Genomic DNA, 23,337 nt, shown 5'->3' on the forward strand with positions numbered 1-23,337 from the left:
CCCTTCAGCCTTTCGAGTGCACGTCTTGTGGTTCGGTGACGGCCGCGGCCGGGTCGTCACCAACGGTGATCAGCGGCGCGCGTCGCAAGTCGCCCGCGACTGCCACAAGGCACTCCTGGCTCGCGGCGTGGACGGTGAACAGCGGTTGGCCCTGGTCAACGTGCTCGCCGAGCCGTGTGTGCAGCACGACGCCAGCGCCGGTCCCGCGCGGTGCACCGGCCAGCTCCGCGACGCGCTGCACATGTGCCCCGTCCAGCAACCTCACGTGGCCGGCTCGATCGGCGGCAATGGTGGCGGCGACCGGGGCCAGGACCGGCTCGCGCAGCCCGCCCTGCGCCTCGCACATCGCCTGGAAGCGCGTCCAGGCTGCACCGCTGTCAAGCAGACGCCACGCATCGAACTCACCGTGTCCGGGACGGCTTGAGGAACACAGCTCGAGCAACTGGCCGGCTTCGGCCAGCGCGCGCATGCGCAGATCGACCGGCGCAGACGCTGCGCCGCGCAGCACGGCCAGCACGTCCAGCGACTCAGGCGCCGGGCCGATGCCACGCCCCACGGGCTGCGACCCTGCCGAGCGGGCGATGCGGACCTGCACGCCTACGGCCGCGCCGACCGCAGTGAACATCGTCTTCAGGCGCTGGAAGCGTGCGTGGTCGGGCGCACTGGAACCCCGGCCGATGGCCACGTTGACGAGCAGATAGCCCACGCCGGCCGCGACGCGGCGCGACAATGCCGACGCGACTAGGTGGGCGTCTTCCGCGCTGGGGCTCCAGGGCACATGAACCCCCAGGCCCGCGGCCCCCGCCCGCGCGATGCAGACGCCCAGGCGCGAGGCGATGCCTGTCGCGGCCCCGCGATCCAGTTCCACCCCGGTGAGCGTCGCCATCGTGTCGGCGGTGCTCCACGCCCCCGGGGCGGCCGGCAGCGAAAAGTGCGGCATCGTCGCGCCAGCCGCAGCCACAATCGTCGCAACGATCGGCGTCGTGCGGTGCCCGGGGATCCAGTCCAAACCGTGCCGGTCGACGATACGCGCCGCGTCCCAGACGAGGGCTGGCTTCGACTCGGCAGCCCAGGCGCGCACGAGTGCGATGGCACGCCGAACCGCTGCATCATGGTCTCGTTCGATCCCGCCCTCGGGAGCGCTCGCGCGGTGCTCTTCGCTCGTGCCCATGGCGTCACGGCCCTCCAAGGCGGCCGCTGCTTCCGCCTCGCAGACGGGGTAAGAAGCGCGGCGTGCGCGCCGCATAGCGCGCCCATTCGCCGCCGAATTCCCGCTCGGCCTCGCGCTCCTCGGCGATCGCCAGGCGTACGTACATCCACACCAGCACCGGGAACATCGCCAGGGTCAGGATCGTCGGCCACTGGAGCAGGAACCCGAACAGGATCGCGACGAAGCCGATGTATTGCGGGTGTCGCACTCGGGCATAGGGACCGCTGACCGCCAGCGTATGCCGGCGCTGGTTGCGGTACAGCACGCGCCATGCCGCAGACAGCAGCCAGAAGCCGCCACCGACGAAGAGGGCGCTGAGCAGGTGGAAGGGGCCGAAGTGCGGATTGGCACGCCAGCCGAACATCACCTCGCGCAGCTGGCCGGCGTCGTGCGACAGAAAGTCCACGCCGGGGAAGCGGCTGCCGAGCCAGCCCGACAGCAGGTAGATCGTCAGCGGAAAACCGTACATCTCGGTGAACAGCGCCACGAGGAACGCCGAGAACGCACCGAACGATCGCCAATCGCGCGCCGAACGCGGCCGCGCGAAGCTGAACGCGAACACGATGAAGACCAGCGAGTTGAGGACCACGAGGGTCCATAGTCCGTAGGCCGGGCCGGCGGCGTGATTCATGTTGGCATCCCGAACAATGGGCGTCGATCCGCCCGCCCTCAGCCCATCAGCGTCCGCAGACTCGCCAGCGCGGCCGCCGGGTCGGCGATGCCGTGGTAGATCGGCGGGATCTCGTTGTCCAGGCCGAGCAGTCCGTACACCGCATGCATGGCGCCGCGCACCGAGTACTCGACGGTGAAGACCACGTCCTCGGGAATCTCGACGTATTGCCCGAGCAGCGCGAAGTTGGTGGCGCCCTCCGGAATCACCGGCGGGCGGTCGGCCTTCTCGCGCCGCTCGAACTCGCTGGTGATGTAGGGCATCATCACGGGGATCGTCGTGGTGGTCTTCTGCACCTCCTCACGAATGTCGTCAAAGCGCAGGTGCTGCATCAGCTCGACCAAGATCTCGCGTCCGGTGGCCTGGGCCATGGTCTTGTCGATGTAGTCACCCTTGTTGTCGATGAAGAGTCCGTAACCCCACAGCGTGAACACGTCGCTGGGCTGGCCGGCGAAGTGCGGCGGGCGCGGCACCACGATTGACATCAGCCAGTTGGAGTCCTTGAAGGTCATCAGCCCACCAGTGCCCGGCGCATTGCCGGTGAATTCCTCGATGCGACGGACGAGCGCGGGGCTGCGCATCGTCATCGTGAACGATTCCCACTTGCTCTCGTCGACGTTGCCGCAGAAGGCGTTCGGCCGCCCGAGGCCGGGCGTCTTGCGGGCCATCGATTCCCACAGCGTCCACGCGCCGTCACGTTTGTCGCGCACGAGCGCAGGCGCGTGGTCGTCGTCGCCGTAGGTGGCATCGGCCGTCATCGAGCCGATCGTGATCAACGCCAGATCCGAAGGGTCGACGCGGTAGGTGACCGGGTCGCCCCGGCGCAGTGCGTGCAGCGCACCGACACGGCGTTGCGCGCCCTGCTCGACGAAGTCGACGTCGACGACCCTGGTCTCCAGGTCGAACACGACCCCTTGGTCGCGAAGCCAGCGCTCCATAGGCCGTACGATGGCGTCGTACTGGTTGAGCGACGTCCTGCGGACCCCGGCCAGGGTGTGAATGCGCGGGAACTCCTGCAGGAAGCGCAGCATGTAGCGCTTGAGCTCGATCGCGCTGTGCCAGTTCTGGAACGCGAACGTCGTGCGCCACATGGCCCAGAAGTTCGTTTCGAAGAAGTGGGGCGAGAAGCAGTCCTCGATGCGCCTCGTGTGCAGCACCCGCTCGGGCGTGGCGAGCAGCCGCATCATCTCCAGGCGGTCCTGGAGGTTGAATCCGAGATCGCTCGCGTCGAGGATGCGACGATCTCGATCGATCAGACGCGCCTTCGAATTCGAGCGCCATTCGTCATTGAATGCCCAGGTCTGCTGCTTGACCGATTTGCCGGAGTCGTCCAGCGACGGAATGCTGTCGAGCACGTTCCACAGACACACATAGGTCTCTTCGGTCAGCATCCGTCCGCCGCGCGAGACAAAGCCCTTGCCCGGATCGCCCGACCCGTCCAGTGCGCCGCCGGCAAGCGACAGCTCCTCGATGATGCGAATATTGCGTCCGTGGAAACCACCGTCCCGGATCAGCAGGACGGCGGCGGACAGCGAGCCGATGCCCCCTCCGACGAGGTAGGCCTGGCGCTCTTCATTGCGTTGCATGGTGTCGCACTCCTTGTTGGGGCTGGAATTGATGTTCCCGGGATGGGTCAGGACTTGGCGGCGGCGCCGCGAAGCGGGCGCGTGACAAGTGGGGCGGGCGATGCGGAACCTTCGATCAGACTGCACACCGAATGGCCGTCGGGTACGCCATCGGGTCGCTGCTTCCAGTCGTTCACCGCCTCTTTCATGCGGCGGTGGAGGCGGACGGCTGCGTCCAGTTGCCGGCCCTGCTCCTCGAGCCGCGCGTCGAGCAGCGAACGCGCGCGCGGACACGGCGATGTGCCGCGCCGGCTCATCGCGACCAGTTCGCCGGCATCCTTGAGCGTGAACCCCAACGCCAGCGCGCCGCGGACAAAGCGCACCCGCGCCACGCTGCGCTCGGAGAACGTGCGGTAGCCGCTTGCCGTGCGTCCGTCGGCCTCGACCAGGCCCACACGCAGGTAATGTCGCAGCGTGTCGGCGGTCACGCCTGCCTGCCGCGCGCGGTCGATCAGTTGCATTGCCGTTCTCCGTCGCCGCGGGAGCACATCGACCTCCGCGCTGCGAGTCTCGACCTGGGTGCTGCACACGGGTCAAGCGCCTGCGTGGTGCATCGCGAGTCGGTCGCGCCGCTCAGGAACTCTTGCTTGGTTGCCATGCGTTGCTCCCGGTCCGGTCACGTGGCGAGGCACTTGGCCTGGTCTTCCTGGCCCGCCGCCGCACGGACGTGGGCGGCGCAGTCGCATCGCTGCAGCACGCCCTCCCCCGTCCCGCGCAGCCCTGCGGCGTTCGCTTCGTCGGTGTCGAGGTGAAGCTCCAGCACCACGCCGTCGTCGATGCGCAAGGCGACGTGGCGCAGCACCGTGCCGCGCGGCGTCTCCAGGGCCACCTCGATCTCGCCGCCCGCTGCCACGCCGAGCCGCTGAGCGTCCGTGGGCGTCAGGTGCAGGTGGCGGCGTGCCACGATCAGTCCCGTGGTGCGCAGCGTCCCCGCCGGCCCCGACAGCGTGACCTCGGGCGTGCCTGCGAGATCACCGGACAGGCGCAGCGGCGCGTCGATGCCGAGCTGGATGGCCTCGGTGCGACTGACCTCGATCTGGTTCGCCGTGCGGCAGGGCCCGACGACGCGGACGCGCTCGAGCCGGCCACGCGCGCCGATCACGGAGACGGTTTCCTCGGCGGCAAAGAATCCGGGCTGACTCAACGGCTGCAGCACGCGCAGCGAGTGGCCGGCACCGAATAGCGCCTCGACAGCCGCCTCGGTCAGGTGCACGTGGTGGGCCGAGATCGCCACCGGGATCGGCTGATCCTGACGTGGCACCGGCTGCATGGCGCGGCGCAACACCGTCGCAGTCTCGCGCGCGATGACCCACTGTTCACGCGCCCGCACGGCCAGCACCGCCACCTGCGACCGCGGCGCCTGCAGCTCTGCAACATCGAGAGACGTTCCGAAGGACTCGTTGCGATCCTCGTCGAGACGCACGCCGAGGAACTCCAGGCCCTCCAGGATGCGCCGACGCAATGCGGGCGAGTTCTCGCCTGCCCCGCCGGTGAACGCGACGGCATCGCAGCCGCCCATCGCCGCGGCGTAGGCTCCGATGTACTTGCGCACGCGGTAGGCGTGAACCTGTAGCGCCAGCAAGGCGCCGGCATGTCCTTGGCGTGCCCGGGCTTCGACCTCGCGCAGGTCCGAACCGATGCCCGACAGCGCCTTCAGTCCGCTGTCGTGGTGCAGCGCCGCTTCGACCTGCGCCAGATCGATGCCGAGCGTCCGTGCGACGAAGCCCGGTACGCCGGGGTCCAGGTCACCGCTGCGGGTTCCCATCACCAGCCCCTCCAAGGCCGTCATCCCCATTGAGGTGTCGATGGAGCGCCCACGGTCGATCGCGCAGACGCTTGCGCCATTGCCCAGGTGGCAGCTGACGATGCGCAGCTCGGCGGGAGCTCGATCCAGCACGGCGCTCACGGCCTCGAGCACATGCTGGTGCGACAGGCCGTGGAAGCCGTAGCGACGCACGCCAGCGTCGCGCCATGCCTACGGCACGGCGTAGGCCGCGGCCTGCTCGGGCATGCCGGCGTGGAAGGCGGTATCGAACACCGCCACCTGTGGCAGACCCGGCCAGCGCTCGCGCGCCAGGCGGATGCCGACCAGCGCCACCGGGTTGTGCTGGGGGGCCAGTGCCGCTGCCCGCTCAATGTCGCGCTCGACGTTCACATCAATGCGCACCGATTCGCTCAGGCGAGGTCCCCCGTGCGCGACACGATGGCCGACGGCATCGATCGCCGTCACGCCCGCTTCACGCAGCCGGCGTTCGATCTCGTCGAACGCCGCCGCGTCGACCGCGGGGTGGCCGATCGTCGCCTCCATCTGTGGCGTGGCCGAGGCCGGATCGAAGACGCCGAACTTGAGCGTCGCGCTGCCGGCATTGATCGAGAGGATGTGCATGGCTCTGGCCCGGCCGGTCAGTGAAACACCATGCCTTCGACATGGAAGCCGGCGTCGACGTGCACCACCTCGCCGGTGATGGCCGACGCGTAGGGACTGGCGAGCAGCAGAGCCACGCGGCCGACCTCGCAGCCATCCACCGTGCGGCGCTGCGGCGAGCGGCGCGCGGCCTCGTCGAGCAGTTCGTCGAAGTGCGTAATGCCCGATGCGGCCCGGGTGCGCACCGGCCCCGCCGAGATGGCATTGACGCGTATGCCGGCCGGACCGAGCTCGTGGGCGAGATAGCGCACCGAGGCCTCCAGCGCGGCCTTCACGGGTCCCATCACGTTGTAGTGCTCGACCACCTTCTCGGCGCCGTAGTAGCTCACCGTGGTGAGACTCCCGCCATCGCGCATCAGTGGCTCAGCCAAGTGCGCCATGCGGATCAGCGAGTGGCAGGACACCAGCATCGCCTCGGCGAAGCCGGCGCCGGAGCAGTCGGTGAGGCGGCCCCGCAGGTCTTCCTTGCGCGCCGACGCGATCGAATGGAAGACAAAGTCGAGCCGGCCCCAACGCTCGCGCAACGTTTCGAACACCGCTTCCAGCTGCCCCTCCTCCAGCACGTTGCAGGGCAGCAGCTGTGCCTGTACCTGCTCGGCCAGCGGCGCGACGAACGGCCGGGCCTTCTCGTTGTAGTAGGTCAGCGCCAGTTCGGCGCCGGCGTTGCGAAAGTGCCGCGCCGCGGACCAGGCCAGGCTGTCGGCGTTCGCCACGCCGACCACGAGGCCTCTGCGGCCGGTGAGATCGATGGTTTCCAATGAGTCGCCTTGCTATGTTGTTGCGATGGGCTGCGGCCCGGCGTTCAGTTCGGGCCGCCTTTTCGGGCGCCATCACCATCGGATCGCACGAGGAGGTACAGGAGAACGATGCACAGCCCGAGCAGCGCGTGCAGCCACCAGCCGAGCGCATGCGCCCGGTGTTCCAGCAGCAGCAGCAGCAGCGCCACCGCCGCGAAGGTCCAGAGGATCCACTTGGGCCAGGCACGGCCCGATTCGGTGTCGGCGGGCTTCGTCGGTGCGGTCATGGCGCTCTCCTCAGCGCTCGGAGCGATGCGGCGACCAGGCGTCGAACCTGAACTCGATCTCGTCGGTCCGCGCTGACGGCCGAACCCAGAGCCGGAACCGGTACGGTCCATCCTTGGCAACGCTGAAGACCTGCCCGTAGCTGGCCTGGTCGTTGACCTTCATCGGCAGGAGGTACTTCGGCGGCTCGTCGGCGATGCCGATTTCGCTGAGTTGAGCGCGCACGACGGCGTCCTCGATGCGACGGCCGCTCGCGCTGTCATAAAGCGCCACGACCAAGTGGTGCACCTGGCCGCCACCTCTGGGCGGACCACCGTGGAGTTCGGCGAGCGCGTGCTTGTCCGCCACGACCGCCGCTGGCACGAGCCCCCAGTAGAGGGTGACGCCGGATCGTTCCGTGCGGCTCTGTGCCAGCGCTGGGCTCAGCATGGTGGCCAGCAGCAGCAACAGCCACGTCGTGGCCGCAAGTCGCCAGCAGGGCGCCAGTGGGATGGATCTCATGATGGACTCCTCGTTGCGGTCGGTCGATCGATCGGTCAACTGGCGTAGAGCTGCTGGAACACCACCTCGGCCCACAGGTCGCGGCTCGTGCGCCACGACTCCCAGGCCTGTGCACACGCGTCCGCCCCGACGCGCTCCAGCTGGTACCAGGGGTTGGCGACCCGGTCCGGGTCGTGGGCGCCCCACTGATCGAGCCACTGCTGCGTCCACGGCAACCAGGCAAGCGCTGGCGTCACCTTGTCTGACCAGGCCTGCCGGCTGACCCGCATCGGATGCAGTTCGCGCAGCTGGCGCGCCGATTCCGGCGTGACCGCCATGCGGACCCACGGCGACACCCACTGCGCGTAGGCACGTTCGCTGGCCTCCGACAACGCCTGAACCTTGTCGAATCCAGCCGGGTTGGCTTCGAAGGGCAGATCCTCGAGGCGGCGCGGTTCGAAGCGGGCGCCGGGGGCGATGTCGCCGCCGGCGCCATCCTCCAGGACCATCTCATAGAGACCAGGTGCGAGTTCCTGGATCGCTCCTGCGTGGTGCAGGATGGCACGGTGCTCGCGCCGCGCCACGCCCGCCGACACGAAGATGCCGAGGTGTCCCACCTGCTTGTGCAGCAGATAGACGACACGCTGGCCGGCAGCTACCAGATCCTCGGTCGTGGCGAAGACTTCCTTGAGCCAACCCAGCGCCTGGTGCGGCGGCGTGATGTTGTCGCCGTAAGAGCTGAAGATCACCAGCGGCGCGCCGATGCGCTTCAGGTCCGCACGGCAATGGCCGTCGACCACGACCTCGCCGTCCTCGAGCCGATTGCCGACAAACAGTTCCCCGGCGATCGCCAGCATCTCTTCGCCGGCCAACTGGTAGAAGCCGTTCCACCAGCGCTCGAACTCCAGGAAGCGGTCGTGCTCGGCCTCGGGCTGCGCAAAGAGCGTGTCGTACTTCCTGAACACGCCCTCGGGCCGCAGCGCCTCGAAGTTCTGCACCAGCCAGGCGCCGTCGAAGCGGCCGTTGCCCAGGTCCGACATCCAGTGCGCCGGCCAGACGCCGCCGGTGAAGCCACCGAGCAGGCGCATCGGGTTGATGCCGCGTTCACCCGCCCAGTACGACAGCGGCGAGCCATTCAGTACCGCCATCGCCGCGCGATGCTCGCAATGCGACAGCGCCAGCGTGATCGCCCAGCCGCCCTGGCAGTTGCCGTAGACGATCGGCGCCTTGCCGCGATGGCGCTTGGCAACGATGTCGATGAAGGCTGCCAGCGTCTGCACGACGGCCCCCATCGTCTGTCCCTCGACCGGCTCTGGGTCGAAGACGACGAAGTAGACCGGGTGGCCCTCGAGCAGTGCCATGCCGACTTCCGAATCGCGCTTGAAGCCGCCGATGCCGGGGCCATGCCCGGCGCGCGGGTCGACCACGATCACTGGTGCGGCGCCCTTGCGCACGTGCTTCTCGAGCGCATCGGTGCCACAGCGCGTGACGCGCAGCAGCCGGTAGTTCGACGGCGGTTCGAGATCCCGGCCGTCGGCCACCGGTTCGGACTCGAAATGCAGCAGGGGCGGCATGCCCGCGGCCTCGTGTGCCTTCATGTTGGCTGCACGTTCACGCAGCGTGTCGGCCGCCGCAGTGGCGCGCCACAGTGCGTCCAGCCAGTAGCGGGCGACCAGGCGACCGGGCGTGAGGCGCGCAGACGCGGCCTCGGCGGCGGTGTTCGGTGTCGGCATGACGTCTCAACTGCAGCAGCAGCCGCCGCGGCCCTTGCCGGCCGCACCGGCACCCGCACCACACCCGCCGGCGGGGTGCTGATGCGCGGCCGGCGCGCCTGTCGCGGCGCCCGCCTCATGGCCGGCCTCGCCGAGTGCGGCGACCAGCTCAGGCACCTGGTGCGCGGCGTGCTCCCCGTGGACACGCGCGATGCCGCTGCCGAGATCGACCTCGACGTCCTGCACGCCCGGCACGCGCTTGAGCGCCTTGGTGACCGACGCGACGCAGGACCCGCAGGTCATGCCGTCGACTTTGAGTTCAGTGGTTTGCATATCGGGACTGCTTGGGTTTCAGTGCTGGTGGCCGCCCTGGCCACCGGGAGGAAGCTGGCGCGTGTCGTCCTTGGGCTTCGTGTCCGACCCGCCGCCATGTCCACCGTGGCCGCCATGCCCGCCGTGCCCGCCGTGCCCGAACAAGTGCATCAGCGGGCAGGCCAGCAGGATCAGGAATGGCAGCAGTTGCCCGAGGTGCGCGTTGTGGCGGAAGAACATCCAGGCCACTGCAGCAGCCAGACCGATCCACAGCACCCATTGGTTGATGCGGGACCAGTTCGGGCCGGACGGGCGACCGTTGCCGTGTTCATGGGAGTGGTTCATGGAGGATCTCCTGGCTGCCTTGATGCGTCGGTCACTGGTTCTTGTGGAACTTCGCGTGGTCGTGCACGGGCTTGGTCCTCGCCTTGGCCTTAGCGCTTGACGCCGCTTCGGCTGGTGCACAGGGCATGGACTTGGCCGAAGGCGCATTGCGCTCGGCACCGTGGTCATGGCGCTTCATCGCGCCGGCACTGCAGTCCATGGGCATCGGCATGGATGCCGCAGCAGCGACAGCCGGGGCGGCCGCAGGGCGCTCCTGCGCCGCCGCGCCGGCGACTCCGAGCGCGAGGACGACAAAGGACGACAGCAGAACGAGGGGGGTGCGCATGGCAAGACTCCTGATGAGGAAAGGACACGGAACGGAAACCCGAGCGGGGAATGCCGCCGCCTCACAGCGCCGCTGCGGGCGCGAGGGCGATCGGAAGACAGGACGCGGCGCGGATCAGATCCGCGCGGCGTCCGGGCGTGTCAAAGCGCGAGGCGCTGGAACGCGATGCGCGGCGGAGGCCCGCCGGGCAGGTTCGGCGAGTCGACCACCAGTTGATCGACTGAGTGCTCGGCCTGGCCGGCCGCCGAAAGTGTGTGGGACACTGGCAGCGCGAAACCGAGCGCGGCCAAGCCGTCGCCGACAACCTTCAACTGCGGGGCGCCGATCGACGACTTCTCGCAGAAGTCCAGGCAGTTGATCTTGGCAAGGTCACCCTGCTCGTTGCCGTGTTCGTGCTTCTGAACAGCGTCGGCGGCAGGCGTCGTTGCCACTTCGGAGCGGTGATGCGCCGGCTCGCCAAGAGCGCAGGCGTTGGCCACACCCATCGCGAGGCCGAACAGCCACACGAGCAGCACCTGGGCTGCCCATCGGCGGAGACGTCGGCGATCGCTGAACATGATGACGCGCGGGCGAGGCAAGGCAGATTCGTTGAGTCGAGAATAGGCGCGGACTCGCCAACGCCGTTTGATCGGCATCAACAATGCCTCCGTAGTCGACTACGGACTCCGGTCCTGGTCGGCCGCTCACGCCGACGAGTCGCGGTACTGCCGTATTGCCCTACTGCTGCCGCTCCACCAGTGCACCGAGCAGCGCCAGCACTCGCTCGGACATCGGCCGCCGGCGCCAGTCGAGCAGGTCGACGGACCTGCTGAGCGCAGCGTCGCGCTCGAAGTCCTCGCGCAGGCGCGCTGCCAGCGCGCGATCGGGCAGGGCCAGATTGAGTTCGTCGTTCAGGCCGAACGACCGGTTGTCGAAGTTGCTGGACCCGACGACGACCCACAGCTCGTCGACGAGCAGCACCTTGCTGTGATTCATGCCGGGTTCGTACTCCAGCACCTCCACGCCGCCGCTGAGCAGGTCCCCATAGCGGCGCCGGCTCGCCCGCCGGGCGATCGGGTGGTTGTTGAGAGCGCCGGGCACGACGACCTGCACACGCACGCCGCGGCGCACCGCCTTTCGCAGTTCGGCCCGCATGCTGCGGTCCGGCAGAAAGTAGGGTGAGGTGATGCGGATCGACCGGCGGGCTCCGGCGATCAGCAACTGGAACAACATGCGTGCCCGCGTGGCCCGGCCCGCAGACGGCGTGCCCGTCACGACGATCGCATCGGTGCCCACGGCGGGCTGGCTGCCGAGGGCGCGGCAGTGGGCGAACGATCCCGGATCGGTGAGCAGTTGGCCCGTACTTTCGAGCCAGTTCTCGGCGAAGGCGGCCTGCACCGATGTGACGATGGTTCCTTCGAGCCTCACCATGGTGTCGCGCCACGGCGGCTGCCCGGGCGGCCCGGTGTCCCACCAGGCCGCGAAGCCGGCGCCGCCGACGAACGCAACCTCGCCATCGACGACGATCAGTTCACGGTGCGTGCGGTTGTTGAACCGCTTCAGCGTGTGCCAGCGCACCGGCTGGTACCAGGCGACCTCGCCACCGGCCGCGCGCAGCCCGTCGAAGTACGCGGAGGGCGTTCGCCAGCTGCCGATCGCGTCGATGACCAGGCGCACGCGGACGCCGGCGTGCGCACGCTCGGTCAGCAGGTCGACGAGTTTGTCCGCCGCGGCGCTGACGTGGAAGACGTAGGCTTCCAGGTGCACGCTGCGACGGGCGCGTGCGATGGTGGCCAACTCCTCCGGATAGAACGCGACCCCGTTCGTCAGCACCTCGATGGAGGCTGCCTTCGTGACGGGCGCATCGACCAGCGCCGCGAGCAGGCCCATGAACTCGTGATCCTCCGGCGACGGGAGGTGGTCGTCGATATCGTAGGGCAGCCCGGGTTCGGCGAGTACAAGCACGAAGAGCAGACCCAGCAGCGAAGCGCTGGCCAGCAGGAACAGGTGCCACAGCTGGAAGGTCAACGCAACTCAGCGCAATGCGAGCGCTGCTCCGACACCGACGAGTGCCATCGCCGCATAAGCCGGCAGCACCCTGAGCGCCAGCGATCGACTGTCGAGTACCCACAGCAGCCCGAGCTTGGTGACCTGGTTGACCGCGGCCGCGAGAAAGATGGCCAGGCCCGCGACCGACGCGCCCACGACCCCGTCGCCGACCATGCGGCCCACCGACAGTGTGATGGCATCGACGTCAACCAGGCCCGAGATCGCCGCCGTGACCAGCAATCCGGCGTCGCCGAACCGGTCCGCGAGGAATCGCCCGGCGAGCAGCACCGCGGCGAGGAACAGCGCGAACTGGACGGCCGCAGTCAGGTTCAGCGGATTCTGGGTCGACAGGTCCGGCAGGTCCCCCGCCTGCTCGCGCGTGGTCAGGTACGCACCGAACGCAGCGCCGGCGACGGCCATGGCGGCCAGGGTCCCGACGGTCGCCATGCCGAGAGCCGGCGCGGCGGCGCCGACAAGCACTGCCATGCGGCCGAACATGGCCGCGCACGCGAGCGTGGCACCTCCGGCAGCCAGTGGCCGCCATTGCGGGGCTTCCTTGGACCAGCGCGCCAGCGTCGCGGTAGTGGCCGTGCTGGACACCAATCCGCCCAGCAGTGCGGTAAGGGTCAGACCGCGCCGCGCGCCAAGCCAGCGCATCAGGACGAATCCGATGAACGAGAGCAAGGCGAGCAACACGACCGCCCACCAGAGCTTGTAGGGATTCAGAGCCTCGAAGGGGCCGAACCCGCGATCGGGGAGGACCGGAAGGATGACGACGCTGATCAGCAGCAGTTGAATGCCGCTGGTCAACTCGCCTTCGGTGAGCTTGCCGATGCCGCTGTGCATCGGCCGCTTGAGTTGCAGCAGCGCGACCGTCACCACCGCGACGGCGGCGGCGAGCAATGTGCTGCCGTCCGCCGCCAGCACACCGACGAGGAACGTGGTGATGGCGGCCATCGCCGTGGTCAGGCCCATGACGCTGTGCATGCGGGCCGTCACGATGTAGCCGGCCAGGACCAGCAGCGCCACCGCGGCCAGCACGACGACCAGGAGGACCGCCCCCCATCGTTGCGCCAGCAGACCGCTCAGGCCGCCGAGCAAGCCGATCAGCGCAAACGTGCGCAGGCCGGCAACGCGGTGTCCGTCGGGCAGATCGCGCTGGTGCCAGCCGCGTTCCAAGCCGATGAGCAGGCCCGCCGCCAGCGCGATCCCGAGCCCCATCAGATCCGACAGGGACACGCCGCTCATGGCTGCGATTCCGTGCCGAGTTCATTGGCAGGTACACATTGCTCGGGGGGGATCATCGGCGGCAGCTCCCCGACGCTCGACAGCCACTGCTCGATGTGTTGCAGGCACGCGTGGGGTGCTCGCAGCCAGGGATGGTGGTCCACGCCCTCGAGAACGCGCATCTCCCACATCGAGCGCGCGGTCGCCAGTGCCTGCGCCCCGTCCAAAGGCGCGGTCAGGTCCAAACTGCCGTGCAACATCAGGACTGGCAGGATCTGCGCCGTCGCCTCGGCCTCGACGCGCAAGTCATGGCGGTACAGCGCCTCCCACAAGGACGAGGTCGACGACACCATGTTGTGCGCAACGAGGTCTTCGGCGACTTCGCGCGGGATGTCGCGAAGAAGGCGCGGCAACAGGCGTCCGACGACCCGCCGCGTCAGGATGCATGCGAGCGCGGTCGCCCACATGTTCGTGTAGATCCAGCCGCCACGCTGCCGCGCAAACCAGGCGACGGCTCCTTCGGCCCCGCCGAAGTTGGGAAGACTGATCAGTACGAGCCGCCTGACGACCGACGGATAGCGGGCGGCATAGGCAAGCGCCAGCGCGGCCCCGAGCGAGTGCCCGACCAGCGTCAAGGAGCGGTCCCCGGCCAGGCTCGCATGCAGCGCGGCGACGTGGCGCTCGACGCTGTAGCGCATCCAGGGCTTCGGCGACTCACCGAAGCCAAGCAGGTCGATCAGGACGGTGCGGTGCCCCGACAGTGCGAACGGCACCGGCCCGCAGGTCCAGTAGCGATGGGTCCCGCCCAGTCCGTGCAGCAGGACCGCGCAATGCTGACCGTGCCCCGCGTCAAAGCGCTTCAGCGGCAGTGTCTCGGTCCCCATGCGCATCGGCCGCCACGACCTCAGTTCTGGCGCTGGAGCCGAACATCGACTCGCGCGGGGCCCGACGACTTGTTGCTCCACATCCAGCAGTAGTCCTCGCGCACCGCAACCCGCAAGGTGTCCTGTCCGGAACTCACCTGAGCCTGTTTGGCCGGGAACTCAGCCTCCTTGCCCACGTGATAGTGAATGTTGAAGTCGACGGGTACCGACGCGGCGAACTCCCAGCGAATGGAGTCCCCCGGCGCGAGCTTGCCGCAAAGCTCGACGAATCTGCCCGGTTCGACGTTGGCGCCGTGAGCGAATGCGCCGTCGCGACTCCAGGCGATCTCGACAATGTGGGAGGCCGCGAAGGCTTGGCTTGCCGTCACCAACGCAATGGCGGTCATAGCGAATCTGGCGGTCTGCATGAACTTTGGTCCTTGTTGGGTCAGCATCATCCTCGACGCCGCACGGCGCTGCCTTGACGCGCGACACGTTCCCCACCCATCCTCATCGTCGCTTTCGGCGCTTTACCTTCCGAGGCTTCGGCTGTTGCGTCCGGCTCCCGTCGGCATTCCTGCGACGGTTCTTCCAGGCAAGGACCAGCGCCAGTCCGATGATGACCGCAGCGCTCGCCAAGCCGCCGACCAGCATGAGCCCCAACTCGCCGTGCGAAAGACTCGAGAGGTTCCTGAACTCGTGCGGCATCGGCTCAGCGTTGCTGCGACGAACTGCGGTTCATCTCGTCGTGCTTGGCCCGGATGCTGATGGGCCACTGAGCCTTGATCCAGGAGAGCGCGGCCACGATCTCGGAATCGGTCAGCACGCCTTCGTACGCAGGCATCGAGGATTCGTACGACGCCAGGTTGGCAGCCTTGGCGACGCCGAACTTCGTGATTCGGAACAGCGTCTCGTCGGGGTGGTGCCACGTGTGTCCGGTGGCGTCGTGTGGCGGTGCTGGCAGGCGGCCTTGCGCGTCTCTCTGGCGCCAGTTGGGCTGGCCCTCGAGCTTCGCCCCGTGACAGGCGGCACAGTGCGTTCCGTAGACCTGCCGCCCCCGCGCCGTCACCTCGACATCGTCAGGTTTGAGCAGCCCGGTGCTTGCCAGCTTTGGCGCCAGGCGCGAGATGGCAACGAACAGAACCACCGCACCGATCACAGCGACAGCCAGGAGCAACCGGCTTCGTTTCATGCGCTCGTCCTGATCGGCATCACATCCTCGCGTCTGATCGAAGCAGATCGCGCGCTTGCGTTCGGACCATCCGCCAGCTTGCAAGGGCCAGCCACGTCCCGATGCCTGCAGAGACCAGGCATGGGAGCAATTCCTGGTCGGGCCGCAATGCCGCAAACGTCACCGCGATGCCGCCAGCAACGAAGGCCCAGAAGCGTGTTTCGGCCCAACGGGCCTGCCGGTCCAACTGAACAACGACCAGAAGGGCTGCAGCAACGGCGACCAATGCGAGTGTGGCGCGCGCATTGTGATGCCCCATCTGCCAGTAGCCCGCCAAGCCAGCCGCGATGATGGCGAACAGCGCAACGGCGAGCAGCAGCCCCAACAGACCCGCAAAGAGGCAGCGGACTCCTGCACGCCATGCATCCCATGGAGCGCCGTTGTCCATGCCCCAAAGGAACAGCCGATGCGCAGCAGCCGCGGAGGCCGCGAGCAACACGCACTCGTGCCACGCCAGACCCGCGGCACTCAGCGTCGCAACAATGCCGACGCTGAGCGCCTTCGCGACCGAGGAGCGCATCGCACCGTCCTCGCAGGACCTAGCGAACCACCTTGAGGTCCGTGACCGTGAACTTGCCGGCCTCGTTGACGGCCTTGAACTTCACCTTGTCTCCGGCCTTGACCTGGCCCAGCATGGCCTTGTCGCGCACGTTGAACACCATGGTCATGGCCGGCATTTCAAGGCTCTTAATGTCGCCATGCTTCAACGTGATCTTGGCCGCGTCGAGGTCGACCTTTCGGACTTCCGCGTCGGTCATCTCGTCGGCCGTGGCCGTCGGACTGCTTGCGGCATGGTGACCTGCGTGCTCGTCAGCCTTCTGCTGTGCCCAGACGGGCGTGCTCAGGACGAGCGAGGTCATCAGGGCGGAGAGTGCATATTTCATGACGTTCCATTCTTGGGTCAACGATATGAGTTGAAAACGCGCGTGCTGCCGTCCTTGGCGACGAGCAGCACGTCGAAGGGATCCCGCTGGTCGCCGTAGTCCGGGCCGTCCATGCCGGGAGAGCCGACGGGCATGCCGGGTACTGCCAGCCCCACGGCGTCGGGCGCCTCCTTGACCAGACGGAGCACGTCGGCCGCAGGCACATGACCTTCGATGGCGTAGCGGCCGACCACGGCCGTATGGCAGGAGCCGAGCTTGATCGGAACCTTCATGCGCTCGCGAGCGGCCGTGTTGCCGACGTCGTGCACCGTCACGCGGAATCCGTGTGACTCGACGTGCTTGATCCATTCCTTGCAGCAGCCGCACGAAGGGCTCTTCCACACTTCCATGTGGAGGGGCCGCGTTTGCGCACGCAGCAGGGCAGGCCCGAGCAGCGCAACGGCTCCCGAAGCCGTCAGCAGCGCTCGACGAGCCTTGCCGTGGCGCGCCGGGTCAATGCTTGTGCGCATGCCCGTCACCCTTGGCACTCGACGCGGCAACCGTGATCTTGCCGACCATGCCGGCCTGGTAGTGGCCCGCAATCAAGCATGCGAAGTCGAAGTCGCCCGGCCGGTTGAAGGTCCAGACAATCTCCCCGGTCTTGCCCGGTCCGACGTGGGCCATGTACGGCTCGTCGTGTTCCATGTTCGGGAACTTCACCATCAGTTCGGCATGCTTGTCGTTCTCGGCCTTCGTGCCGATCACGAACTCGTGCATGGTCTTGCCGGCATTGCGCACGACGAACTTGACGGTCTCTCCCTGGCGCACCTCGATCCGCTCCGGCGTGAAGCGCATGTTGTCGCCCATGCCGATTTCGATGGTTCGCTTGGCGGACTTGGCGTCCCCGGCGATCCCCCAGTCCTTCTGTTCCTTCTTGACCGGACCGGCCTTCTTGGCATGGTCCTCGTCGCCGTGCGCCATTGCGGAGGCGGAGATGGCCACGAGCGCAGCCGCGAGAAATGGCTTGAACTGCTTCATCAGGTTTCCTTCCTGTTACGGATTGGACAGATTGAGAGTCGGCTCGCGCCGCTCAGTTGTGGCCTGCATGCCCGCCGCCGGGTTTGCGCACCTTGACTTCGACCTCTTGGCCCGGTTTTGCGACCGAGGGCATCGAGCCGCTCCCTTCCGCCTTGAAGCGTGCCGGGTCCGGCAGTTGGCCGGTGAACTCGTAGGCCACCGTGCCGGGCGGGTGCTTGTACCAACCCGGGTCGCTGTAGTCGCCGCGCCTCTGTCCCTTGCGGACCTTCACGACGCTGAACATGCCGCCCATGCCGACCGAACCGAACGGCCCCTGCCCCGTCATCATGGCCGCGGTGTTGTCGGGCAGCGGCATCTCCATCTCAGTCATGTCCTTCATGCCGCGCTCGCCCATCACCATGTACTCGGGCACGAGCTTGGTGATCTGCCGCGCGACACCGCGATGGTCCACGCCGATCATCGTCGGCACGTCGTGACCCATCGCGTTCATCGTGTGGTGGCTCTTGTGGCAATGGAAGGCCCAGTCGCCTTCCTCGTCGGCGAGGAACTCAACCTGCCGCATCTGCCCGACCGCGATGTCTTCGGTCACTTCGTACTTTCGCGTGCTCTTCGGCGTCGGCCCGCCGTCGGTGCCGGTGACCAGGAACTCGTGCCCGTGCAGGTGGATCGGGTGGTTCGTCATCGTCAGGTTGCCGATGCGGATGCGAACCTTGTCCATATGGCTCACCACCAGCGGGTCGATGCCGGGGAAGATCCGGCTGTTCCAGCTCCACAGGTTGAAGTCCAGCATCGTCATGATCTTCGGCGTGTAGCTGCCCGGATCGATGTCATAGGCGTTGAGCAGGAAGCAGAAGTCGCGGTCCACCTCGTCGATCAGCGGATGCTTGTTCTTCGGATGCGTGATCCAGAAGCCCATCATCCCCATCGCCATCTGCACCATCTCGTCAGCGTGCGGGTGGTACATGAAGGTGCCGGGGCGGCGCGCGACGAACTCGTACACGTAGGTCTTGCCCGGTGGGATGCCAGGCTGGTTCAGCCCCGTTACGCCGTCCATGCCGTTGGGCAGGCGCTGGCCGTGCCAGTGGATGCTGGTCAACTCGCCAAGTTTGTTGGTGACGAAGATGCGCACGCGGTCACCTTCGACCACCTCGATCGTCGGCCCCGGGCTCTGGCCGTTGTAGCCCCACAGGTGAGCCTTGAAGCCAGGGCTCATCTCGCGCACCACCGGCTCGGCAACGAGGTGGAACTCCTTCACGCCGTTGTTCATGCGCCAGGGCAGCGTCCAGCCGTTGAGCGTGACGACCGGGTTGTAGGGCCGGCCGGTGTTGGGCACCAGCGGCGGCATCGTGTCGGGCTTGGTCTGGATGACCGGCTCGGGCAATGCCGCCATCGCGACCTTGCTGACCGCTGCGGCGCTCACCGCGGCGGTCACTGCGCCAGCGCCGCCGATGAAGTTGCGTCGGGAAACCATGTTCGAGATCCTTGATTGAAGGGGTCAGTGGCCGGCGCCGCCGCCATCTACCGCTGCGGCGGCGGGGCCAGTGGGCGAGGCCATGGCCGCTTTGCCGATGAGTGCCATGTCGAGATCCGACTGGGCCAGCCAGAAGTCGCGCAGCGACTCGATGTATGCATTGACGCTCGTGATCTGGGAGCGTGCGTCGGCAAGGAGCTCGAAGACCCCGATGATCATTCCGTTGTAGCGCAGCCCCTGCTCTTCCGAGATCCGTTTCTTGAGCGGCACGCTCTCATCACGCTGGTGGCGCGCGATGTCGTAGGCGGACCGGTAGTTGCCATAGGCCTCGCGAACCTCCGAGCGGGCGTTGATCGCGGTCTCCGCCGCACGATGCAGCGCCTGCATGTAGATCGCTTCGGCGCGTGCCACCCGGGCGCCGCCCCAGTCGAAGAGGGGCAGCTCCAGGCCGATCTCCCAGCCCGTCTGACGCGGGGCCTCATTGGACGTGTTGCGCACCAGCCCGAGTTCCAGCACGTTGATGAAACGCGTCGTGCGGGTCAGACCCAGGTTCTTCGCGGTCTGCTCCGCGCCCAGCTTGGCGGCCTGCACGTCGAGTCGCTGGGACAGCGCGATCGCTTCGATGTCGGGCTGATTTCGCACCTCGGCCGGCAGGTCCGGCAGGCGCTCGGGCAACTGGAACTGGGTCTGATCGCCCCAGACGCCCAACAGGCGCGCCAGCCGCTCACGCGAAGCACGCTGCGCCTGGTCGGCGCGAGCGAGGCCCAGGGCGGCGTCGGCGTAGAAGGCCTGCTCCCGCGCCCGCGCCAGCTTGCTGAAGTTGCCGACCTGCTCCATGCGCCGAGCCAGCTCGGCGCTCGCTTCGGCCGTCTGCTTCACCTGCCGCATGTAGCGCACGGTCTCTTCGGCTGCGACGGCCTGGAAGTAGGCCTTGCGCGTCTCGGCCGCGCGCGACAGAACATCCATCGTGACTTCGCGCTTGACCTGCTCGAAGCGGCGCGCTTCCAGCCGCGAAACCATGGGCAGCGTCAACAGCCGTGCGAGGTTCAGGTGCAACCCGCGTTCCAGCTCGATCTCGTCGCCTTGCCGAAGGCGCCCGAACGTGAATCCGGGGTTCGGCAGGCGCCCGGCCTGCACAACCTCGGCCTCGGTGATGCCGAGGTCCTGAAAACGAGCCTGCAGACCGCGGTTGTTGAGCAGGGCGATCTGAACCGCATCGTCAACGCTAAGCGGCTTGGCGAGCAACTCCTGGACGCGGCGATCGATGGCGTCGGCATCGGCATCACTGCGCGCCCAGCGGACGTCCTTGCCGAGCTTCTCCTTGGCCGCGGACTCGATCGACGAGAACCCCGCGTCCGGCGAGAAGCTGGCGCAGCCCGCAAGCACTGCGGAAGCCAGGAGGACGACGAGCAGGCCCGAGCGCCGCACGCTCGGGCGGTCGGGCGCGACACGCCCGAGATGGGAAGGTGAATTCATCCGCTTGACCTCAGTTCATCTTGTGCCCGCCGTGCCCGGCGGGTGCGCTGGTCGGCGCCGGCGTTGCCGGCTTCGAAGGCGCGTTGTTCGTGGCGGGTGCGTCAGGCTGCCGAGCCTCGCGCGCATAGGCCCGCCAGCCTCCGACGCGGTTGACGGTCTCGTTGGCTTCGCGCCAGGATCCCACGGGCTGTTCGGCGTGACGCTGGTAGCCGCCAAGCGTCGACTGGAACACCAGGGGCGGAACGGCGGCCGAGGAATCGAGTGGATCGGCTCTCTTGCCGGCCGCGGTTTGGGCCAGGCTCGCAGAGCAGACCGCAACCAGGAATGCCGGCGCAAGCCAGCGGAACATGGCAATCTTCATGACATCCTCGCTTGAGTCGGTCCGGCTCACCAGGCCTGCTGAGCAGGCGTTGGACCGGTTCACGATGCTGGTCGTATCGCCGCGGGGCGATCAACCAGGGTGGCAGTCAGGCGAGGATCAGGCGGGGAGGCCGGTGCGGCACGTCCGCAAAGACCGCTGGAAAGCGGATTTCCAGGAAGGCAACAGCAGTTGATGTCGAATCCGCATGGGAAATGCTCACCCGCTCGAGCGCGGGCGCTGCGACGCTGCAGCACGGAGCGCAACTGCTGCACTTCATCTTCAGCTGCGCCGAATGTCCCGTCGAAGGATCCGACGCCGTCTGGAGAACTTCGTTCACGGCCTCGGTTGCGCTGACGGAGTCGTCGAACCGGAGATCCTCGCGCGCATCAGCGGAGTCGACGTGCGTGGTGTGCTGAACGACCTCGCCAGACTGGCTGGGAGAGTGGTGTCCCGGCCCGCACCCACCCATGGTCACCGCTGCCAAGCCCTTCAGGGGGACGGCGGCAGCGATGAACCAGATGAGAAGGAGGCGAACCACACCCGACATACCCGGAATTTTACCCTAGTGCATTGAGAAACATCATCCTGCGCCGCAGTCTACGGATTGCCGTCCGACACGATCCGCTCAAGAGGCTTACGGATTCGTAATGTTCTCGAGACTTCTGACCGACGGCGGTGGTTGGTCTCCGCCGGTCTCATCCGACGTCGGCCACCATGCGAACGCGAAGGACACGATCCCTGCTCGCCTCGTCGCCGGGCTCGAACTCGTAGGTGCTTCCCCAAGCCCAAACCGAGCCGACAAGTTCAAGGAATCGGATCTCGCCTGCGGCACCGCTGATGATCGCCTGGGCCTCTCCTCGTGCCCAGGTCGCCCGCAGGGCATGCTCACCGGGCGGCAGCCTCAAGCGGACAAAGGACTCTGGCACGGTTTCGGCCAGTGCACTTCCGTCGACGGTCAGCTTGACGAGGTTGGCGGAATCAGCCCACCGCTTGCGCACCACGTACACCGTGAGCCTATCCGCCGAAACGGCGAAGCGCTTGGCCTCGGCCTCCACGGTGGGCGGCGGCACGGGCGCACGGGTGCAGGTCAGCTTGTAGCGTGGCGCCTTGCCGACACGGTGACACCACGTGCCATCGGCATTTGCCGGCCGAATGGGCTTGGACGCACACGCAGCGAGAAGCAGCGTGCCTGAGCCGAGCGCGATCAATGCGGCTCGGCGTCCCATCGGGGACTGAGTCTTTCGCATCAGACCTCCGGGCGTTCGCCCCGTACAACCGAGATCGGCTGGCTGCACCAGCCGGCGCTTCATCAGAGGGCTGTCGGTAGCCCGACGATGGGCGGATGGACGACGCTACTGATTGGCCACGTCGTCTCGATGCCGCCCGCCCACCGCCGATGCATCAGCGATGCATGTGCGAGGTGGCTGTCGCGCCGCTCTTGTGACCACTGCGGCTCAGCCCACCGGGGACGTTGACTGCGCCTGCCTGGGAAGGCTTGCCGGCGTTCGCAGCGTTGCGCGTGTCGCCCTGGACGCCGACGTAGACCGCCCCGGCTTCGCCACCGACATCGAGCCAGCCGTCGGCCGAAACCGGGTTACGCTTGGCTTCGATCGTCTCCGCGATGACCGACGCTCGCGTCTTGCTGGGGTTGTTCGTCCCGACGAAGACCCAGCCCGCCTCGCCCCCGACTTCGCGCCAACCGTCGGCCGTGACCGGATTGCGCTTCCATGCCTCGAGTTCCTTGATGACGTCGGCGCGCGACTTTGCCGACGGCATCGCATGGGTCGTGAAGCCGGCTTCACCCGGAACCGGGGTGATGCCGGAGGTTGCCAGCGCAGGCAGAGACACGGCACTCACCAGCGCGATCAGACTGAAACGGAACTTCATGATGGACTCCTGTGACGGGTGCACCTCTTGTGGGGGTTCACCGGTTGCGGTGCCTTCGTGCACCGTGGAGCCACTGTAGGAATCGCGCACCGACAGACTGCTTGCCGGTCCATTACATCTTCGTCATACGGCGCCCCAACGACACCCGCCGACGGCTCGCATCGCTCGACTGCATGTTCTGTTCGGGCAGCGCGGACGGCGCCACTGGCACCGTCCGCAGCTGGTCGCCGCGGCACCTGCACCGGCCCGTCGAGGCCAGTGCGGGACGCCGCAGCGATCGCCCGTCAGAAGGTGTGGCGAATGCCGAACTCGAGACCGGACGACTTCTCGCCGCCCAGCATGGCTGCCGGCGGCGTGTAGAGGACGGAGCTGCGCGCAGCGCCCTTGTTCGTCACTTGACCGTAGGTCGTGTACATCGCGGCGCGCTTCGAAAGGTCGTAGACATACCCGACACCCAGGCGGGTGCTGTCGTCGGCGTCGGAGAACCCGGAACCAGCGGGGCCGCCCGAGCGATCCGCCCTGGTGTAGCCAACCTTCAATGCGCCCGGGCCGACGGGCACCGTGGCGCCGATCGACAGATCCTTAGTCTTGCGCGGGTTCCACTCCTTGACGTCGTACAGCGTGTGCAGGGTGGCAAAGCCGAACCTGTAGTTGTCGGGTAGGGACAGTGCATTGCTGCGCCATCCCCCCCTAAGAACCCGGCGTGCGAGTTTCCCCGCACCGGGCTCAAGCCTCGTCAAAGCCCCGTTTTACCGGAGCCGGCAGT

At 67.6% G+C, this 23,337-nt stretch carries 29 protein-coding genes and 1 pseudogene; all 30 read right to left on the minus strand.

Annotation, left to right across the window (positions count from 1 at the left end):
• Positions 1-4: 4 nt before the first annotated feature.
• The 30 genes and pseudogenes from MW290_RS03925 to MW290_RS04070 all read right to left on the minus strand — a co-directional run bounded on the left by MW290_RS03925 (position 5) and on the right by MW290_RS04070 (position 23,311).
• Positions 5-1,171: a thymidine phosphorylase gene (locus MW290_RS03925; RefSeq protein ID WP_250195993.1), complete on the minus strand. Its 1,167-nt coding sequence runs from the start codon at positions 1,169-1,171 to the stop codon at positions 5-7.
• Between the two features lie 4 nt (positions 1,172-1,175).
• Complete coding sequence (locus MW290_RS03930; RefSeq protein ID WP_250195994.1) at positions 1,176-1,841, minus strand: methyltransferase family protein; 666 nt, start codon at positions 1,839-1,841, stop codon at positions 1,176-1,178.
• Between the two features lie 38 nt (positions 1,842-1,879).
• Positions 1,880-3,466: an oleate hydratase gene (locus tag MW290_RS03935; protein ID WP_250195995.1), complete on the minus strand. Its 1,587-nt coding sequence runs from the start codon at positions 3,464-3,466 to the stop codon at positions 1,880-1,882.
• 47 nt (positions 3,467-3,513) lie between these two features.
• Positions 3,514-3,966 (minus strand): MerR family transcriptional regulator, encoded by a 453-nt coding sequence (locus MW290_RS03940; RefSeq protein ID WP_250195996.1) that lies wholly within the window; start codon positions 3,964-3,966, stop codon positions 3,514-3,516.
• A gap of 155 nt (positions 3,967-4,121) precedes the next feature.
• Complete coding sequence (pduL, locus tag MW290_RS03945; protein ID WP_250196582.1) at positions 4,122-4,775, minus strand: phosphate propanoyltransferase; 654 nt, start codon at positions 4,773-4,775, stop codon at positions 4,122-4,124.
• A gap of 39 nt (positions 4,776-4,814) precedes the next feature.
• A pseudogene (locus MW290_RS03950) lies at positions 4,815-5,891 on the minus strand (acetate/propionate family kinase); the annotation flags it as partial.
• Between the two features lie 17 nt (positions 5,892-5,908).
• A complete protein-coding gene (gene fabI / locus MW290_RS03955) occupies positions 5,909-6,679 on the minus strand; it encodes an enoyl-ACP reductase FabI (RefSeq protein WP_250196583.1) in 771 nt (256 codons plus the stop codon).
• Between the two features lie 53 nt (positions 6,680-6,732).
• Positions 6,733-6,954, minus strand: a complete 222-nt coding sequence (locus MW290_RS03960) for a DUF2933 domain-containing protein (protein WP_250195997.1) — start codon at positions 6,952-6,954, stop codon at positions 6,733-6,735.
• A gap of 10 nt (positions 6,955-6,964) precedes the next feature.
• Complete coding sequence (locus tag MW290_RS03965) at positions 6,965-7,453, minus strand: hypothetical protein (protein ID WP_250195998.1); 489 nt, start codon at positions 7,451-7,453, stop codon at positions 6,965-6,967.
• 35 nt (positions 7,454-7,488) lie between these two features.
• A complete protein-coding gene (locus MW290_RS03970; RefSeq protein WP_250195999.1) occupies positions 7,489-9,165 on the minus strand; it encodes a DUF3141 domain-containing protein in 1,677 nt (558 codons plus the stop codon).
• A 6-nt stretch (positions 9,166-9,171) separates the two neighbouring features.
• On the minus strand, positions 9,172-9,477 hold the full coding sequence (locus tag MW290_RS03975; protein WP_250196000.1) for a heavy-metal-associated domain-containing protein: 306 nt from the start codon (positions 9,475-9,477) through the stop codon (positions 9,172-9,174).
• Between the two features lie 18 nt (positions 9,478-9,495).
• Positions 9,496-9,801 carry a DUF2933 domain-containing protein gene (locus MW290_RS03980; RefSeq protein ID WP_250196001.1) on the minus strand — a complete coding sequence of 102 codons (306 nt, stop codon included), beginning with the start codon at positions 9,799-9,801 and terminating at the stop codon, positions 9,496-9,498.
• Positions 9,802-9,832: 31 nt separating this feature from the next.
• Positions 9,833-10,126, minus strand: coding sequence for a hypothetical protein (locus tag MW290_RS03985; protein ID WP_250196002.1), 294 nt, complete (start codon positions 10,124-10,126; stop codon positions 9,833-9,835).
• 140 nt (positions 10,127-10,266) lie between these two features.
• On the minus strand, positions 10,267-10,764 hold the full coding sequence (locus MW290_RS03990; protein WP_250196003.1) for a hypothetical protein: 498 nt from the start codon (positions 10,762-10,764) through the stop codon (positions 10,267-10,269).
• A 79-nt stretch (positions 10,765-10,843) separates the two neighbouring features.
• On the minus strand, positions 10,844-12,133 hold the full coding sequence (locus MW290_RS03995; RefSeq protein ID WP_250196004.1) for a phospholipase D-like domain-containing protein: 1,290 nt from the start codon (positions 12,131-12,133) through the stop codon (positions 10,844-10,846).
• Between the two features lie 6 nt (positions 12,134-12,139).
• Entirely contained in the window at positions 12,140-13,402 is a 1,263-nt protein-coding gene (locus MW290_RS04000; protein WP_250196005.1) for an MgtC/SapB family protein, read from the minus strand.
• Entirely contained in the window at positions 13,399-14,265 is an 867-nt protein-coding gene (locus MW290_RS04005) for an alpha/beta fold hydrolase (protein WP_250196006.1), read from the minus strand. Before MW290_RS04005 ends, MW290_RS04000 begins: the two co-directional genes overlap by 4 nt.
• A gap of 20 nt (positions 14,266-14,285) precedes the next feature.
• Positions 14,286-14,672, minus strand: a complete 387-nt coding sequence (locus tag MW290_RS04010) for a hypothetical protein (RefSeq protein ID WP_250196007.1) — start codon at positions 14,670-14,672, stop codon at positions 14,286-14,288.
• A 284-nt stretch (positions 14,673-14,956) separates the two neighbouring features.
• Positions 14,957-15,436, minus strand: coding sequence for a c-type cytochrome (locus MW290_RS04015; protein WP_250196008.1), 480 nt, complete (start codon positions 15,434-15,436; stop codon positions 14,957-14,959).
• A 19-nt stretch (positions 15,437-15,455) separates the two neighbouring features.
• The gene (locus MW290_RS04020) at positions 15,456-15,995 is read right to left on the minus strand and encodes a hypothetical protein (protein ID WP_250196009.1); all 540 of its coding nucleotides are present in this window, start codon (positions 15,993-15,995) and stop codon (positions 15,456-15,458) included.
• Between the two features lie 19 nt (positions 15,996-16,014).
• Positions 16,015-16,359, minus strand: a complete 345-nt coding sequence (locus MW290_RS04025) for a copper-binding protein (RefSeq protein ID WP_250196010.1) — start codon at positions 16,357-16,359, stop codon at positions 16,015-16,017.
• A gap of 17 nt (positions 16,360-16,376) precedes the next feature.
• The gene (locus MW290_RS04030) at positions 16,377-16,868 is read right to left on the minus strand and encodes a DUF411 domain-containing protein (RefSeq protein ID WP_250196011.1); all 492 of its coding nucleotides are present in this window, start codon (positions 16,866-16,868) and stop codon (positions 16,377-16,379) included.
• Positions 16,852-17,376 (minus strand): cupredoxin domain-containing protein, encoded by a 525-nt coding sequence (locus tag MW290_RS04035; protein ID WP_250196012.1) that lies wholly within the window; start codon positions 17,374-17,376, stop codon positions 16,852-16,854. The genes MW290_RS04030 and MW290_RS04035 overlap by 17 nt, the downstream gene beginning before the upstream one ends.
• Before the next feature lie 52 nt (positions 17,377-17,428).
• Positions 17,429-18,847: a multicopper oxidase family protein gene (locus MW290_RS04040; protein ID WP_250196013.1), complete on the minus strand. Its 1,419-nt coding sequence runs from the start codon at positions 18,845-18,847 to the stop codon at positions 17,429-17,431.
• A gap of 24 nt (positions 18,848-18,871) precedes the next feature.
• Entirely contained in the window at positions 18,872-20,323 is a 1,452-nt protein-coding gene (locus tag MW290_RS04045; RefSeq protein ID WP_250196014.1) for a TolC family protein, read from the minus strand.
• 10 nt (positions 20,324-20,333) lie between these two features.
• Positions 20,334-20,684: a hypothetical protein gene (locus MW290_RS04050; protein WP_250196015.1), complete on the minus strand. Its 351-nt coding sequence runs from the start codon at positions 20,682-20,684 to the stop codon at positions 20,334-20,336.
• A gap of 106 nt (positions 20,685-20,790) precedes the next feature.
• On the minus strand, positions 20,791-21,231 hold the full coding sequence (locus MW290_RS04055) for a hypothetical protein (protein ID WP_250196016.1): 441 nt from the start codon (positions 21,229-21,231) through the stop codon (positions 20,791-20,793).
• A 148-nt stretch (positions 21,232-21,379) separates the two neighbouring features.
• Positions 21,380-21,931, minus strand: a complete 552-nt coding sequence (locus tag MW290_RS04060) for a hypothetical protein (protein WP_250196017.1) — start codon at positions 21,929-21,931, stop codon at positions 21,380-21,382.
• A gap of 154 nt (positions 21,932-22,085) precedes the next feature.
• Complete coding sequence (locus MW290_RS04065) at positions 22,086-22,571, minus strand: hypothetical protein (RefSeq protein ID WP_250196018.1); 486 nt, start codon at positions 22,569-22,571, stop codon at positions 22,086-22,088.
• 284 nt (positions 22,572-22,855) lie between these two features.
• Positions 22,856-23,311, minus strand: a complete 456-nt coding sequence (locus MW290_RS04070) for a porin (RefSeq protein ID WP_250196019.1) — start codon at positions 23,309-23,311, stop codon at positions 22,856-22,858.
• Positions 23,312-23,337: the final 26 nt, after the last annotated feature.

This window comes from Aquincola tertiaricarbonis (genome assembly GCF_023573145.1).
Taxonomy (GTDB): Bacteria; Pseudomonadota; Gammaproteobacteria; order Burkholderiales; family Burkholderiaceae_C; genus Aquincola; species Aquincola tertiaricarbonis_B.

Coding starts and splice junctions, on each gene's coding strand:
- MW290_RS03925 (WP_250195993.1), bottom strand. CDS start 1,171: ATGGGCACGAGCGAAGAGCACCGCGCGAGCGCTCCCGAGGGCGGGATC.
- MW290_RS03930 (WP_250195994.1), bottom strand. CDS start 1,841: ATGAATCACGCCGCCGGCCCGGCCTACGGACTATGGACCCTCGTGGTC.
- MW290_RS03935 (WP_250195995.1), bottom strand. CDS start 3,466: ATGCAACGCAATGAAGAGCGCCAGGCCTACCTCGTCGGAGGGGGCATC.
- MW290_RS03940 (WP_250195996.1), bottom strand. CDS start 3,966: ATGCAACTGATCGACCGCGCGCGGCAGGCAGGCGTGACCGCCGACACG.
- pduL (WP_250196582.1), bottom strand. CDS start 4,775: ATGCAGCCGGTGCCACGTCAGGATCAGCCGATCCCGGTGGCGATCTCG.
- MW290_RS03960 (WP_250195997.1), bottom strand. CDS start 6,954: ATGACCGCACCGACGAAGCCCGCCGACACCGAATCGGGCCGTGCCTGG.
- MW290_RS03965 (WP_250195998.1), bottom strand. CDS start 7,453: ATGAGATCCATCCCACTGGCGCCCTGCTGGCGACTTGCGGCCACGACG.
- MW290_RS03970 (WP_250195999.1), bottom strand. CDS start 9,165: ATGCCGACACCGAACACCGCCGCCGAGGCCGCGTCTGCGCGCCTCACG.
- MW290_RS03975 (WP_250196000.1), bottom strand. CDS start 9,477: ATGCAAACCACTGAACTCAAAGTCGACGGCATGACCTGCGGGTCCTGC.
- MW290_RS03980 (WP_250196001.1), bottom strand. CDS start 9,801: ATGAACCACTCCCATGAACACGGCAACGGTCGCCCGTCCGGCCCGAAC.
- MW290_RS03985 (WP_250196002.1), bottom strand. CDS start 10,126: ATGCGCACCCCCCTCGTTCTGCTGTCGTCCTTTGTCGTCCTCGCGCTC.
- MW290_RS04000 (WP_250196005.1), bottom strand. CDS start 13,402: ATGAGCGGCGTGTCCCTGTCGGATCTGATGGGGCTCGGGATCGCGCTG.
- MW290_RS04005 (WP_250196006.1), bottom strand. CDS start 14,265: ATGGGGACCGAGACACTGCCGCTGAAGCGCTTTGACGCGGGGCACGGT.
- MW290_RS04010 (WP_250196007.1), bottom strand. CDS start 14,672: ATGCAGACCGCCAGATTCGCTATGACCGCCATTGCGTTGGTGACGGCA.
- MW290_RS04015 (WP_250196008.1), bottom strand. CDS start 15,436: ATGAAACGAAGCCGGTTGCTCCTGGCTGTCGCTGTGATCGGTGCGGTG.
- MW290_RS04020 (WP_250196009.1), bottom strand. CDS start 15,995: ATGCGCTCCTCGGTCGCGAAGGCGCTCAGCGTCGGCATTGTTGCGACG.
- MW290_RS04025 (WP_250196010.1), bottom strand. CDS start 16,359: ATGAAATATGCACTCTCCGCCCTGATGACCTCGCTCGTCCTGAGCACG.
- MW290_RS04030 (WP_250196011.1), bottom strand. CDS start 16,868: ATGCGCACAAGCATTGACCCGGCGCGCCACGGCAAGGCTCGTCGAGCG.
- MW290_RS04035 (WP_250196012.1), bottom strand. CDS start 17,376: ATGAAGCAGTTCAAGCCATTTCTCGCGGCTGCGCTCGTGGCCATCTCC.
- MW290_RS04040 (WP_250196013.1), bottom strand. CDS start 18,847: ATGGTTTCCCGACGCAACTTCATCGGCGGCGCTGGCGCAGTGACCGCC.
- MW290_RS04045 (WP_250196014.1), bottom strand. CDS start 20,323: ATGAATTCACCTTCCCATCTCGGGCGTGTCGCGCCCGACCGCCCGAGC.
- MW290_RS04050 (WP_250196015.1), bottom strand. CDS start 20,684: ATGAAGATTGCCATGTTCCGCTGGCTTGCGCCGGCATTCCTGGTTGCG.
- MW290_RS04055 (WP_250196016.1), bottom strand. CDS start 21,231: ATGTCGGGTGTGGTTCGCCTCCTTCTCATCTGGTTCATCGCTGCCGCC.
- MW290_RS04060 (WP_250196017.1), bottom strand. CDS start 21,931: ATGCGAAAGACTCAGTCCCCGATGGGACGCCGAGCCGCATTGATCGCG.
- MW290_RS04065 (WP_250196018.1), bottom strand. CDS start 22,571: ATGAAGTTCCGTTTCAGTCTGATCGCGCTGGTGAGTGCCGTGTCTCTG.